Source organism: Acinetobacter sp. YH12231 (genome assembly GCF_013417755.1).
In the GTDB taxonomy this organism is placed as follows: Bacteria; Pseudomonadota; Gammaproteobacteria; order Pseudomonadales; family Moraxellaceae; genus Acinetobacter; species Acinetobacter amyesii.
In genome coordinates this window covers 36917-50811 of record NZ_VPDJ01000014.1, presented here as the reverse complement: position 1 = coordinate 50811, position 13895 = coordinate 36917, and the positions used below count along the sequence as shown (strand labels likewise).

At 41.4% G+C, this 13895-nt stretch carries 9 protein-coding genes; 7 read left to right on the top strand and 2 right to left on the bottom strand.

Annotation, left to right across the window (positions count from 1 at the left end; genetic code table 11):
- Positions 1 to 244: 244 nt before the first annotated feature.
- The 6 genes from FTV11_RS10040 to FTV11_RS10015 all read left to right on the top strand — a co-directional run bounded on the left by FTV11_RS10040 (position 245) and on the right by FTV11_RS10015 (position 8329).
- The gene (locus tag FTV11_RS10040) at positions 245 to 1792 is read left to right on the top strand and encodes a class I SAM-dependent DNA methyltransferase (protein ID WP_180073944.1); all 1548 of its coding nucleotides are present in this window, start codon (positions 245 to 247) and stop codon (positions 1790 to 1792) included.
- Positions 1789 to 2841 carry a restriction endonuclease subunit S gene (locus FTV11_RS10035; RefSeq protein WP_180073943.1) on the top strand — a complete coding sequence of 351 codons (1053 nt, stop codon included), beginning with the start codon at positions 1789 to 1791 and terminating at the stop codon, positions 2839 to 2841. Before FTV11_RS10040 ends, FTV11_RS10035 begins: the two co-directional genes overlap by 4 nt.
- A gap of 53 nt (positions 2842 to 2894) precedes the next feature.
- The gene (locus FTV11_RS10030; RefSeq protein ID WP_180073942.1) at positions 2895 to 3434 is read left to right on the top strand and encodes a DUF2939 domain-containing protein; all 540 of its coding nucleotides are present in this window, start codon (positions 2895 to 2897) and stop codon (positions 3432 to 3434) included.
- Positions 3435 to 3464: 30 nt separating this feature from the next.
- A complete protein-coding gene (locus FTV11_RS10025) occupies positions 3465 to 3938 on the top strand; it encodes a hypothetical protein (RefSeq protein WP_180073941.1) in 474 nt (157 codons plus the stop codon).
- An 80-nt stretch (positions 3939 to 4018) separates the two neighbouring features.
- A complete protein-coding gene (locus tag FTV11_RS10020; RefSeq protein WP_180073940.1) occupies positions 4019 to 5041 on the top strand; it encodes a lecithin retinol acyltransferase family protein in 1023 nt (340 codons plus the stop codon).
- 36 nt (positions 5042 to 5077) lie between these two features.
- The gene (locus tag FTV11_RS10015) at positions 5078 to 8329 is read left to right on the top strand and encodes a type I restriction endonuclease subunit R (protein WP_218950516.1); all 3252 of its coding nucleotides are present in this window, start codon (positions 5078 to 5080) and stop codon (positions 8327 to 8329) included.
- Between the two features lie 398 nt (positions 8330 to 8727).
- On the opposite strand, the gene FTV11_RS10010 is transcribed toward FTV11_RS10015, so the two are convergent.
- Both FTV11_RS10010 and FTV11_RS10005 read right to left on the bottom strand, forming a co-directional pair.
- The gene (locus FTV11_RS10010) at positions 8728 to 9027 is read right to left on the bottom strand and encodes an HNH endonuclease (RefSeq protein WP_168378735.1); all 300 of its coding nucleotides are present in this window, start codon (positions 9025 to 9027) and stop codon (positions 8728 to 8730) included.
- 191 nt (positions 9028 to 9218) lie between these two features.
- Entirely contained in the window at positions 9219 to 11453 is a 2235-nt protein-coding gene (locus FTV11_RS10005) for an NADP-dependent isocitrate dehydrogenase (RefSeq protein ID WP_180026752.1), read from the bottom strand.
- 1122 nt (positions 11454 to 12575) lie between these two features.
- On the opposite strand from FTV11_RS10005, the gene FTV11_RS10000 reads away from it, so the two are divergent.
- Positions 12576 to 13862 carry a sensor histidine kinase KdpD gene (locus FTV11_RS10000; RefSeq protein ID WP_180073938.1) on the top strand — a complete coding sequence of 429 codons (1287 nt, stop codon included), beginning with the start codon at positions 12576 to 12578 and terminating at the stop codon, positions 13860 to 13862.
- The last annotated feature ends 33 nt before the right edge of the window (positions 13863 to 13895 follow it).

Sequence of the window (13895 nt, the reverse complement as noted above, 5' to 3'; positions counted from 1 at the left end):
CTTCCTAAGGAATGTTAATAGCATGGTCCCCATTACTCGGTTAAGTTTACAACCACCTTCAAGTCCATAGTGCGAAGCACGGAGGACGAAGGAGGAGGGTTGTAAACTTAAGCTAAGTGCATAACAGTAAAAAAGGATAATGTGATATGCGACAAATCATGTCTTTATCCTCTTACGTACGTACTCATTATTCGTTACTATTCAAAACCATAACAAAACACTAATTATGTAATCAGGATTCAACATGGCTCGTGCTCCAAAGCAAACCAAACAAGAACCTTTAGAAGTTGTACTGTGGAAAGCAGCAGACAAGCTTCGTAAGAACATTGATGCGGCAGAGTACAAGCATATTGCTCTTGGTTTGATCTTCTTAAAGTACATCTCTGATACCTTTGAAGTTCACTACAATCTTCTCGTACAAGGTGAGGGTGAATTTGAAGGAGCTGATCCAGAAGACCGTGATGAATACACTGCATACAACGTATTCTTTGTTCCTGAGAATGCACGTTGGTCATACCTATTAAACCAAGCAAAGCAACCGACCATTGGTAAGATTGTCGATGATGCAATGGAAGCCATTGAGAATGACAACCCTCAGTTGAAAGGTGTTCTACCTAAAGTCTATGCACGTCAGAATCTCGATCCTACGAGCCTAGGTGAGCTAATTGATCTGATTGGTAACATTGCTTTAGGCGATGCGAAATCTCGCTCTGCCGACGTGTTAGGGCATGTATTCGAGTACTTCCTTGGTGAGTTTGCTTTAGCTGAAGGTAAGCAGGGTGGGCAGTTCTACACGCCTAAATCTATTGTGAGCCTATTGGTCAATATGCTTGAACCATACAAAGGACGTGTATTCGATCCTTGCTGTGGTTCAGGCGGTATGTTCGTACAGTCTGAGAAGTTCGTAGAATCACATCAAGGCTTAGTCGATGACATCTCGATCTATGGGCAAGAGAGTAACCAAACCACTTGGCGACTCGCTAAGATGAACTTAGCCATTCGTGGCATTAACTCAGAGCATGTGAAATGGAACTCTGAGGGTTCATTTCTTAATGATGCGCACAAAGACCTGAAAGCGGACTATATCATTGCAAACCCACCATTCAACGTTTCTGATTGGAGTGGTGAACAGTTAGTTGGTGATGCTCGTTGGTCATTGGGTACACCACCTGCAGGTAATGCCAACTTCGCTTGGATGCAACATTTCTTGTATCACATGAGTCCTAAAGGTCAGGCAGGTGTAGTCCTTGCAAAAGGTGCATTAACCTCTAAGACAAGTGGTGAAGGTGAGATTCGCAAAGCCTTGGTAAACGATGCCAATGTCATTGACTGTATTGTGAATCTACCTGCCAAACTATTCCTGAATACACAGATTCCTGCTGCTTTATGGTTTATGCGTCGTGATCGTGTTGGTTCAACCAAGTACAAAGATCGTAGCAATGAGATTCTGTTCATTGATGCTCGTAACTTAGGGCATCTGATTAACCGAAGAACCAAAGTATTGTCTGATGAAGACATTAAGCTCATCACTGACACTTACCATAATTGGAGAAACCAAGATGGTGAATATGAAGATGTGGCGGGCTTCTGTGCATCTGTAACCTTGGATAAAGTGGCTGAGCTTGATTATGTACTCACCCCAGGTCGTTATGTTGGTTTAGCAGATGATGAAGATGAGTTCGACTTTAAGGAACGCTTTACAAGCCTGAAGGCTGAATTTGAGGCACAACTTGCTGAAGAAGCGAAGCTGAATCAAGCCATTGCTGAGAACTTGGCAAAGGTGATTGTATGAATGAGTGGCAGGTAGGGCGATTAGATAGCTTTTTCACTTTAAAGCGTGGTTATGATCTACCAAAGCAATCTCGAGTTTCGGGCAGTGTGCCTATCATTGCTTCTTCAGGTTTCACTGATTTTCATAATGAAGCAAAAGTAAATGAATCAGGTGTTGTGACTGGCCGATATGGAACGATTGGCTCAGTTTTTTTCAGTGAAGTACCATTTTGGCCATTAAACACAGCTCTTTATGTAAATGACTTTAAGAGTAATGATAAGAAATTCATCTACTACTTTTTGCAAACATTAGATTGGGAAAAGTTCAGTGACAAAAGTGCGGTGCCAGGAGTCAATCGTAATGATGTCCATCAAGAGGAAATATGCTTTCCGCCTCTCCCTGAACAAAAATCCATAGCCTCAGTCCTTTCATCATTAGATGACAAGATTGACTTACTGCATCGTCAGAACAATACCTTAGAAGCCATGGCTGAAACTCTGTTTCGTCAATGGTTTATTGAGGAAGCGAAAGAGGATTGGGCTCAAGGAAAAGTAGAAGACCTCTTTATCCTGCAAAGAGGGTATGACTTACCAAGCTCTAAACGAGTGAAAGGTGAGTTTCCTTTATATGCTGCTAGTGGGCTAAATGACACGATAAATGCTTATCAAGTGGAATATCCGACTGTAATCACTGGGCGAAGCGGTTCAATAGGTGGTGTATACATCTCATTAGAAAAGTCTTGGCCTTTGAATACTACTCTCTTTATCAAAGAGTTTAAGCTTGGCACTTTGGTTTTTAGCTACTTTTACTTGAAATATTTGGATCTCGAATCATTTAACTCAGGCTCAGCAGTACCTTCATTAAATCGTAATCATGTACATGGATTAGAGATACAGTTGCCACCTGTTCAATTGGTTCAAGAATACGAAGAGATTGCACAAGATTGGATGCTTAAAGTGAAAGCCAATAAATATCAAATCCAAACCCTAGAAAACCTAAGAGACACCTTTCTACCAAAGCTGATGAGCGGTGAAGTGAGAATTCAATACCAAACAGAAGACGTTGCATAACATTTAGGTGAAGTCATTTGATGGCTTCACCTTTTTTACATCCAGGGGTAAACATGAATAAGAAGCTGATAGGGGCAATCATAGCTCTAGTCGTCGTGATATGTGGCTATGTGTATGCAACACCATACCTTGCCATCAATAACATCAAGAAAGCAGCGCAGGCAGGTGACAGCGAAACTGTTTCGAAGTACATCGACTATCCAAGTGTTCGTCAGAGCTTCAAAGACCAAATGAATGCCATGATGATGAAAGAGATGGCAAACCAAAAAGATGATGGTTTTGCAGCACTAGGTGCAATGCTCGCATCTACAATGGTCGATAAGATGATTGATGGTTTGGTCACACCAGAAGGTATGACCTTGATGCTACAAGGTAAAGACTTAAAAGACTCAGCAGAGCATTCAATGGGTGGTCAAGATTCATCAAACCAAGAAAAAGAAGAACCTAAGCCAGAATATGAAGCGGGCTACACGTCCCTAAATGATTTTGAGGTGGTGATTAAAGATCAGAATCAATCCAAAGAAGTCAAAGTGCTCATGGTTCGTGATGGATTGAGTTGGAAGATTCACAAGATCACTGTGCCGATGGATTAAGTAGAAGAGAATTAAGGAGGGGGAAACAGAATGATAAAGCACTTGACTCAAATGGGATTTGGCTTGATTGCTGTAGTTGGCTTTGCTACCACTGTCCAAGCAGCACCAGCTAAATTCAATCATAGCGGTATACAAAAAGGTAAAGTCATAGAAACTTGTTATCACTCTCCTTGTTCAGTCGCCAAGTTTGTCTCTTACAAACAACTGAACAAGACAGCGACAGAATCCAAGATCCAAGTCACCTTGCTGGGTGGGAGCCGTGAGTGGGAAGCCAAGAAAATTGACTGGAACAGATCGCCACATAAAGTCACTGTGAATTGCTCATATAAACGACCAACAGTTCAGATCGGTTCACAAAAGACTCTGATTCCACTCAATGATGGTTTAGGTGTACCAGGTGTTCTAATGGTTGATGCTGAACTCTACCTCTCTGCTTGTCATAAGTTTGAGGGATCTATTGAGGATGCAGTACAGAAGTATGGCTATAACGTCTATGATGAGTAATCACGATAGCGCATAAGAGCATTTCATTTAAGTGAAGTCATTTATTGGTTTCACCTTTTTTTACATTCAGAGGGGGCATTATGGACGATCTTAAAATAGCAACGCACTTTATGGTGTCTGATGGCATATCCGAACAACATGCTCTTTATCTGATGGAAAGAGATAAAGGTAAGTATGTGGTATTTCTTTCCGAAGAAGATTCTCAAATCAGACTACAAATTTTAGAAGATTTTTTAGCGCCTTATGATAGCTATACCACATATCGTTACTTAGATAATAAGAGACTATATGATGACATCACAGTCCTGAATAGAGCCCTAACAGCCTTGGATAAACCAGAACATCTACCTCATTTTTGTAGTGGAGAAGAATTTGTCGAATGGTGCTTTGTGGGAGAACCTTTAGAAGGGAATTTGGTTGTGTCAGGAATCCATATTAAGGCATCAAGAGGATTGTATGACCATCATGGAATTTATCTTGGAAACTTCAATGGTACAGACTTAGTTGCCCATTATAGTGGTTTCTCCGAACCTCTTAAGAAAGGCGAAATCACTATTACATCGTTGGAGGAATTCCAAGGTGATGCAGACACTCTGTATCACATTCAATACTCTCCTGAAGTTGTTGCCTACTCCAAGTTTGAGATTGTGGATCGTGCACGAAGTAGGTTGGATGAAAATAGCTATAACCTGTTTACCAATAATTGTGAGCACTTTGCTGTTTGGTGCATTACAGGTGAACACAGAAGTGAGCAAGTTGAAAAAGTAAGAAAGCACGTGACGACAACAACAACTACAATTATTGGTTTACGCATGATGTATGCAGGTTGGGGAATGTATACAGCAACAACAGCCACAACTGCTGCATTAGGTATTGCAAGTGCAGCAGGAGTGAGTGGTATTGGACTTGGCACAGGAGCAGCAATTGGAGGAGCCAGTGCTGCTGGTTTAGTGGCAGTTACAGGTGGGACAGTTGCTACAGGTGGAGCTATAACAGCAGGCCTCATTGGTGGTGCAGTAGCTGCACCTATTCTTGCACCAATTGCAGCAGGTGCTGCGATAGGAGCAGGAGCAGTTGCATTGTGGTCATGGCTAAAAGACTAACGAAAGAATTAAGGGGGAAGTATTCAAGTGACTAAGATGACCGAATCAGACATTGAGCTGATGGCAATAGAGAAGCTTGAAGGGATGGGCTATACCTATGTGTATGGGCCAGATATTGAATCCAAGGGAAACAACCCTCTACGAAACTACAAACAGGTCATTTTAGAATCCAAAGTACAGAAAGCTTTGCAGCGTTTGAATCCACATCTAAGTGAGGACAAATGCATCGAGGCACTCAAGCAAATTACGAATCTATCCTCCCCTAATTTAGTCACCAATAACCAAGCATTTCACCGCTTGCTGACTGAAGGTGTAAACATCGAAGTCAGTAAGGATGGCAATACCCAAGGTGAATATGCTTGGCTTATTGATTTCAACAATCCAAGCAATAACGAATTTCTTGTCGTAAACCAAGTCACAATAAAGGAGGATCGTTGGACTAGACGACCTGACATGATTCTCTATGTGAATGGCTTACCTTTAGTGGTCATTGAGCTTAAGAATGCAGCAGATGAGAATGCCACTGTAGAAGGCGCATACAAGCAGATACAGACCTACCAAAGCCAAATTCCTAGTCTGTTTACCTACAACGCTTTCAACATCATCTCTGATGGCTTAGATGCGAAAGCAGGGACGGTATCAGCAGACCTGAGTCGCTATATGGCGTGGAAGACATCTAATGGTCAAACCAAAGCCAAGAAGACACAGGCACAGCTTGAAGTCTTACTACATGGTTTACTGAATCCAGTGACTTTACTGGACATGATTAGGCACTTCATTGTGTTTGAATCCAACAAACAAGAAGATACGAACGGCTTAATCACGATTAAGACCATCAAGAAGATGGCTGCATATCATCAGTACTATGCAGTGAATGCAGCAGTACTCTCGACTATTCGTGCGTCTGCAATGTCTTCGGACTCGAAGTCAGCAGAACTTGCGATGCAACATCAAGGCAGAAGTAAGCTCGAACTTGTACAGCAACAAGCAGTAGGTGACAAGAAAGCAGGTGTAGTTTGGCATACCCAAGGCTCGGGTAAGTCGCTGTCTATGGTGTTCTACACGGGTAAGATTGTCTTGGCTTTGGATAATCCAACAGTTGTTGTGATCACAGACCGTAATGACTTAGATGATCAACTCTTTGGAACCTTTGCTGCATCAAGCCAACTGTTAAGACAAACACCTAAGCAAGCGGATAGCCGAGAAGAACTTAAAGAGTTACTCAAGGTTGGTTCAGGTGGTGTGATCTTCACAACTATTCAGAAGTTCCAACCTGAAGATGGTGGCAGTGTCTACGAGCAACTCTCAGATCGAACCAACATTGTCGTCATGGCTGACGAAGCACATCGTTCACAGTATGGCTTCAATGCCAAAGAGGTAGATGTCAAAGATGATAATGGCAAAGTGGTAGGTAAACGTACTGTATATGGTTTTGCAAAGTACATGCGTGATGCTTTACCGAATGCTACATACCTTGGTTTCACAGGAACTCCTATTGAGAAGACTGATGTAAACACACCGGCAGTCTTTGGTAACTATGTGGACATCTATGACATCTCTCAAGCAGTTGAAGATGGTGCCACTGTTCGTATCTTCTATGAAAGCAGACTCGCTAAGATTGCGATAAGTGATGAAGGTAAGGAACTCATCGAAGACTTCGACGAACAATTCAGTGAAGACGACTTAAACCAAACACAAAAAGAGCGTGCGAAGTGGGCGAGAGTTGAAGGACTGATCGGCAGTAAAGAACGTATCAAAGCCATCGCTAAAGATATCGTAGAACACTTCGAGCAACGTCTTGTTGCTAATGCAAACCAAGGTAAAGGCATGATTGTCAGCATGTCTCGTCGCATTGCTGTGGACCTCTACAACGAGATTGTAGCGATCAAACCAGAATGGCATAGTGATGACTTGCACGATGGTGTAATCAAGGTCGTGATGACCTCATCTGCTTCGGATGGTGAAGAAATTGCCAAGCACCATACGACCAAGCAGCAACGCCAAATCCTGGCTAATCGTATGAAGGACAACGATGACAAACTGAAGCTCGTCATTGTGCGTGATATGTGGCTGACTGGTTTCGATGCACCGAGTATGCATACGCTCTACATCGACAAACCAATGAAAGGTCATAACCTCATGCAAGCGATTGCACGAGTGAACCGTGTCTATAAGGACAAGATTGGTGGACTTGTTGTTGATTACCTTGGTATTGCATCTGATCTGAAAGAAGCCCTCTCATTCTATTCTGAAGCAGGTGGTAAAGGTGATCCAGCCTTAGTGCAGGATGAAGCTGCAACCATTCTTCAAGAGAAGCTCGAAGTGATTGATGGCATCATGCATGGCTTCAATTATCAAGAATACTTCACAGCGAATACCTCTCGTAAGCTCAACATTATCCTAGAAGCAGAAGAGCACATCTTAGGTGTAGACCAAGGTGAAGGTAAGACTCGCTTCCTGACAGCAGTCGCTGCAATGTCACAAGCATTTGCTTTAGCTGTACCTCATCCACATGCAATGGAAGCAGCCCCTGTTGTTGCATTCTTCCAAGCAGTGAAAGCACGACTTGCCAAGTTCAGTGATGGTTCAGGCAAAATCTCAGGTATGAGTAATGCTGAGCTTGAAGCCAAGGTGAAACAAACCATTGACCAGGCTCTTGTTACTGAACAGGTGGTGGACATCTTTGATGCAGCAGGAATCCAGAAGCCAGACATCTCCATTCTCTCCGATGAGTTCATGCAGGAGATGAAAGGCTATCAACACAAGAACATTGCGCTTGAGACATTGAAGAAGCTCCTTGGTGATGAAATCAAGGTTCGTGAGCAACGTAGTGTTACTCAGGGTAAGAAGCTCATGGATATGCTGAGTTCTGCAATTAAAGGTTATCAGAACAAGGTGCTGACAGCAGCCCAAGTAATTGATGAACTCATTAAGTTGGCAAAGGCAATCCAGGAGTCAGATAAGCTCGCAGAAGAACTCAACCTGACTGAATACGAATATGCTTTCTACTCTGCAGTTGCAGACAACGACAGTGCTCGAGAGTTGATGCAGAAGGATATTCTCAGAGAACTTGCAGTGGTACTCACAGAATCAATTCGAAAGAATGTTACTTTGGATTGGACTGTAAAAGAGTCAGCAAGAGCTAAGTTGAGAGTTGTAGTGAAGCGATTGCTTAAGCGTTATGGTTATCCACCTGATATGGCTTTGCTTGCAACAGAGACAGTACTTGAACAAGCAGAGCAATTGGCTGATGAATTGGCTAATTCAGACCAAACAACTGCTGCATGATACTGTTTGGTTATTATGCGGACATTTGAATCATTATTGGTAATAGACATCCATGAAGACATCCAAGGTGGGGTGTTAATTTGATAAGTTAATGTAAATCAATAAGATGATGTGTCGGTTCGAGTCCGACCCTCGGGACCAAAATTCTAAAAGACCCCAAGCTTATTAAGACTTGGGGTTTTTTATGTCTAAAAGTAATGAATTATATAAAATTCCTAGAAAATTTCCAATGATTTCACTAGCCACGTTTCAGGTGGTCACTTCGTAAAATGAGTACCTGAATTTTGTTTGGGTACTCATGGTGGAATCAGATGCTAAGCTTAAATTATTAGATCAATACAATAATCAAATGTGATTGATCGGGTGTCTTATAGGGCTTGTAGTATTTAAAAGATTTATTAACTATCTAAAGCTACTTTGATGACATCTGCAATTGTCTCAGTGTTGACACCTCTTTTTCGAGCATTCTCAGAGTGGAACCAAGTTGCTAAGTCTTTATTGCCTTTAGATGCATTGCAGCCAACACAGCACAATGCAATATTGGTTAAGGTTGTAATTCTTATATCGTTGATAATGTGTTCCCAAGACTTCTTGTTGGCTCTTTCAGTGCCAAACTTTTTGCCGCAATATACACAGCACAGGTCTCGCTCCGAGACCGCATCCTCTATGTGCTTTGGTATTCCCCATGAATTTGCCATTTTAGGTTTTCCTTATTTTAGGGCTGTAGTTGAATGAAAAATCCTAACCTTTGATAAATCACATTCATAAAATTTAGATCTAAGCATTAAATGAAAGAGTTGTCATAACACTATATAAATGAGGGTATAAAAAAACCAGCGCTTTCGCGCTGGTTTTTTACATCCCTAACTTGCATTAGTTCAGCATCAACTTATTGAGCAGCCTCAAGAGCAGCATTTAAAGTTGCGCTTGGACGCATTACAGCATTTACTTTTGCTGTATCTACAGCGTAGTAACCACCGATGTCCGCGGCTTTACCTTGAACTTCAGCAAGTTCTGCAACGATTTTTTCTTCGTTTTCAGCAAGTGCTTGAGCAAGAGGAGCGAATTTCGCTTTAAGCTCTGCATCTTCGTCTTGCGCAGCAAGTTCTTCAGCCCAGTATTTAGCAAGGTAGAAGTGGCTGCCACGGTTGTCAAGTTCGCCAGTACGACGTGATGGAGACTTGTCATTGTCAAGCAATTTACCAGTCGCAGCATCAAGTGTATTTGCAAGAAGTTTAGCTTTCGCGTTGTCTTCTTTGATGCCCATTTCTTCAAGAGAAACAGCAAGTGCCAAGAACTCACCTAAAGAATCCCAACGTAAGTGGTTTTCTTCTACAAGTTGTTGTACGTGTTTAGGCGCAGAACCACCCGCACCAGTTTCGTACATGCCGCCACCAGCCATTAGAGGCACGATAGAAAGCATTTTCGCAGAAGTACCCAATTCCATAATCGGGAACAAGTCTGTTAGGTAGTCACGTAGGATGTTACCAGTTACAGAAATTGTATCTAGGCCACGAGCAACACGTTCAAGTGTATAACGCATAGCACGTACTTGAGACATGATTTGAATGTCTAAACCAGTAGTGTCGTGCTCTTTCAAGTAAGTTTGAACTTTCTTGATGAGTTCGTTTTCGTGTGGACGGTACGGGTCAAGCCAGAAGATCGCAGGCATGCCTGAGTTGCGTGCACGAGTCACAGCAAGTTTCACCCAGTCACGGATCGGAGCGTCTTTCACTTGGCACATACGCCAGATATCGCCTTCTTCCACGTTTTGTGACATCAACACTTCACCAGTTTCTAGGTCGGTGATGTTTGCAACACCCGCTTCAGCGATTTCGAAAGTTTTGTCGTGTGAGCCGTATTCTTCAGCTTTTTGCGCCATCAAACCAACGTTAGGTACAGTACCCATAGTGCGTGGGTCAAAGTTACCATTCCATTTACAGAAATTGATCATTTCTTGGTAGATACGCGCGAAAGTAGATTCAGGCATTACAGCTTTACAGTCGTACTGTTTGCCGTCAGCACCCCACATTTTACCGCCACCACGGATCATTGCGGGCATAGATGCATCTACAATTACGTCATTAGGTGAGTGGAAGTTAGTGATGCCTTTTGCAGAATCAACCATTGCAAGTGCAGGACGGTGTTCTTGGCAAGCATGTAAGTCAGCAATGATTTCTTCACGAAGAGAAGTCGGAAGAGTTTCAATTTTTTCGTAAAGACCAGACATACCGTTGTTGATGTTAATACCTAACTCATCAAACAATTTGCCGTGTTTTTCGAATGCTTCTTTGTAGTAAATCTTCACACAGTGACCGAAAACGATTGGGTGAGACACCTTCATCATGGTCGCTTTTACGTGTAGAGAGAACAAAATGCCTGCTTCTTTACAATCATCTAATTCTTTTTCATAGAAGTCGCAAAGTGCTTTTTTGCTCATGAACATTGAGTCGATGATTTCGCCGTCTTGAAGCGCAACTTTAGGCTTAAGAACAATAGTTTCACCAGACTTAGTGATCAATTCCATTTTTACATTGCGAGCGCGGTCTAAAGTCATAGACTTTTCGCCGTGGTAGAAGTCACCTTCGTCCATGTGAGAAACGTGAGTTTGTGACCACTGTTTCCATTCGCTCATAGAGTGCGGATGTTTCTTCGCGTAATTTTTTACTGCAGTAGGCGCACGACGGTCAGAGTTACCTTCACGAAGTACAGGATTTACAGCAGAACCTAGGCATTTGCTATAACGTGCCTTGATTTCTTTTTCTTCCTCAGTCGCTGGGTTTTCTGGATAGTTCGGAATTGCAAAACCTTTAGACTGTAATTCTTTAATGCAAGCAGTTAATTGGCCAACTGAAGCACTGATGTTCGGAAGTTTGATAATGTTTGTGCTTGGATCTTGGGTTAATTGTCCAAGCTCTGCCAAGTTATTTGGCACCTTTTGTTCTTCGCTTAGGTAGTCTGAAAATTCAGCGAGTACACGTGCTGCAACTGAGATATCGCGTTTAACGATTTCAACGCCAGCAGGTTTAGTAAAGGTTTCAATGATCGGCAGCAGAGAGTAAGTCGCCAATAATGGCGCCTCGTCGGTCAGTGTGTAGATGATAGTTGACTTTCCACCAGCCATATATAGCCCCTTGCTTTAGATTGTGTCTTTGAGGTCCGAGCTTGTGGCTCGCCTCTATGAACCGATTTGCTTAAATAAAACTATGAAAGTATCGGGGTTCATTGCTTTTCAGTCAACGCAAGATCCTGTGATGTGGTCATTTCGTAGAAAAATGATACAAAAGAAGTGCAGTTTGACGCCCAATTTTAGCGCAAAACCGAGAAGGGAAATATTGAAAGCTTGTTATTCATAGCTTAAAGCTATTGAACAATTAAATTTATATCATTTTTTTGGGGCTGATCTGTTCTTTATGGCTCGTTCGAGTTTTAGTTGTAAAGTAAAGCGTTTGATAGGTCAAACCGAATGCCTTAACTTTTAGGTGTAGATTTGGTGCGGAAGTTCGAAAATTAGTCAGGATTGGGGACTTTATTAAAGAACGACGTGAGTTTGATGCTACGTTTGACTTTGAAGGCTCGCGGAATGCTTATGCGATAACTTATATATCTGATGAATAAGGCATGGCACTTTTTCAGCTTCAGTCATTTGGGTGAATGAGTTCATGTGCAGTAGAAGCATGAAACGAATCTTTAGCTCAGTTTAATAAAGTAAAAGCAAGCAAGTATGGTTTAATGCTCAAATGACACACATAACTGATAAAAACTAATAAATTAGTCTAATAGAAAAACTTAAAAATAGATTCATTTAGTGTAGCTGACTGAAACGAGCATCCTGATGAGCAATCTGGTCATAGAATAGTCATAAAACTCACTATTTTTTGTGATGGAGTTAAAGAAAATTAAACCCAGTTTTTTAGGTCTTATGTAAGTGAATGTTTCTTTTGGTCATGTTTTTAGTTTGAATAAAACGCGAAAAGTACGATTTAAAATAAACAGTTAATAAAATTTAAATTAATTTAAGTTTCTAATTTTATTGTTTTAATTTTTGTTTTACCTTTAATGTTATGTTCTTTATAGATATTTTTATTTTCTAATTGGATGAAAGTTCGATTAAATAGCGCATTCGTAAATGATGTTTGTTTTTTTGTTGGGTTTTGTTATTGAGTGTTTGGGCTATTTTTGCTATTAATCTTGAACAGAACAGTTGGTTTTTATCTTTAAGATAAACCCTGAGGAGAGCAACGGGATGGCTTTACGTTTACTGGATATTGGTACACAAACCGAATTATTAACTGCCTGTCGTTTGTCTTTATTGATGGGGGTTTATACGGACGACAACCGCATTGCAGAATTTTTAAAGTTTGCGCGTGGTATTGTGCAAGTCGATAATGCTGTCCTCGCATTTAAAAATGAACCTTATATATGGTATGCGTCAGAGCACATATTTAAGGCATTTATGGCCGAAGCTGATGATGATCGTCTAGATCAGTTTTTTGCTGAACATTCTCGTATAGACCGAGACGCTGAAAATTACCAAGCTTATTCCGACTATATGCAGGAACTGGGTTTAGGGCATCAGCGTCTAGTCGCTTTCGATTTAAAATATGATCAAGACTCTATCGGTAAAGTTATTTTATTCGATGATCAAGTCACTGCATTTGAAGCCAAACAATTAAAGATCGTTGAAGAATTTGTACAAAGTCTAGTCAATATTATTCAGCTTCGCGTTGAAAATGCTGAATTAAAAGAAGCCTATGAACAGCAGTCGGCACTGAATTTTAGTAAGACTAAATTTTTCCAAATTATTGCGCATGATTTAAGAGCACCTTTTCATGGTTTATTGGGCTTTTCTGAAGTTTTGGCGCAGGAACGCAATACCTTAGATGATTCGAGTGTGCAAAATATTGCAGACTATTTATATGACACCACACAGTCGACGTATAACCTCTTAGAAAGCTTATTAAACTGGGCTATGGCAGAAGGTGGTCGCTTTGTTTATCACCCGATTAATTTTGATTTACATCAGTCTGCAAAAATCGTAAGTGATGTCTTAAATAGCTTGGCTGTGAAGAAAAATATTCGACTGATCAATGCCGTGCCTGAAGGCATAAAAGTTAATGCAGATATCAATATGATCACATCAGTGATGCAAAACTTGGTGTCAAACGCATTGAAATTTACCCATACCGATGGTAGAGGTGTGGTGACGATTTCAGCCGATCGAGATGGAGAACGGGTTGTATTCACTATTCAAGATACTGGATTGGGGATGACCCAAGCTCAGATTGATGATTTATTTCAGCAAAAACTGACGGTTAGTATTAAAGGTACGGCAGGAGAACGTGGTACGGGGTTGGGTTTAGTCCTTTGTAAACGTTTTGTGGACTTAAATCAGGGTGAAATTGTGGTGAATTCGAAAGAAGGTGAAGGCACACAATTTAAAGTCTGGTTGCCACAGGCGACAAGTCTGCATCAAACCTTAAGTACTGAGAGTAGCAGCGTACAGAAAGATGCGACCTTAAGCGAGCTTTAAAGCGCGTCTATTGGTATAAAAGCCTAAAAATAC

Coding starts and splice junctions, on each gene's coding strand:
- FTV11_RS10010 (WP_168378735.1), bottom strand. CDS start 9,027: ATGGCAAATTCATGGGGAATACCAAAGCACATAGAGGATGCGGTCTCG.
- FTV11_RS10040 (WP_180073944.1), top strand. CDS start 245: ATGGCTCGTGCTCCAAAGCAAACCAAACAAGAACCTTTAGAAGTTGTA.
- FTV11_RS10015 (WP_218950516.1), top strand. CDS start 5,078: ATGACCGAATCAGACATTGAGCTGATGGCAATAGAGAAGCTTGAAGGG.
- FTV11_RS10000 (WP_180073938.1), top strand. CDS start 12,576: ATGGCTTTACGTTTACTGGATATTGGTACACAAACCGAATTATTAACT.
- FTV11_RS10035 (WP_180073943.1), top strand. CDS start 1,789: ATGAATGAGTGGCAGGTAGGGCGATTAGATAGCTTTTTCACTTTAAAG.
- FTV11_RS10025 (WP_180073941.1), top strand. CDS start 3,465: ATGATAAAGCACTTGACTCAAATGGGATTTGGCTTGATTGCTGTAGTT.
- FTV11_RS10030 (WP_180073942.1), top strand. CDS start 2,895: ATGAATAAGAAGCTGATAGGGGCAATCATAGCTCTAGTCGTCGTGATA.
- FTV11_RS10020 (WP_180073940.1), top strand. CDS start 4,019: ATGGACGATCTTAAAATAGCAACGCACTTTATGGTGTCTGATGGCATA.
- FTV11_RS10005 (WP_180026752.1), bottom strand. CDS start 11,453: ATGGCTGGTGGAAAGTCAACTATCATCTACACACTGACCGACGAGGCG.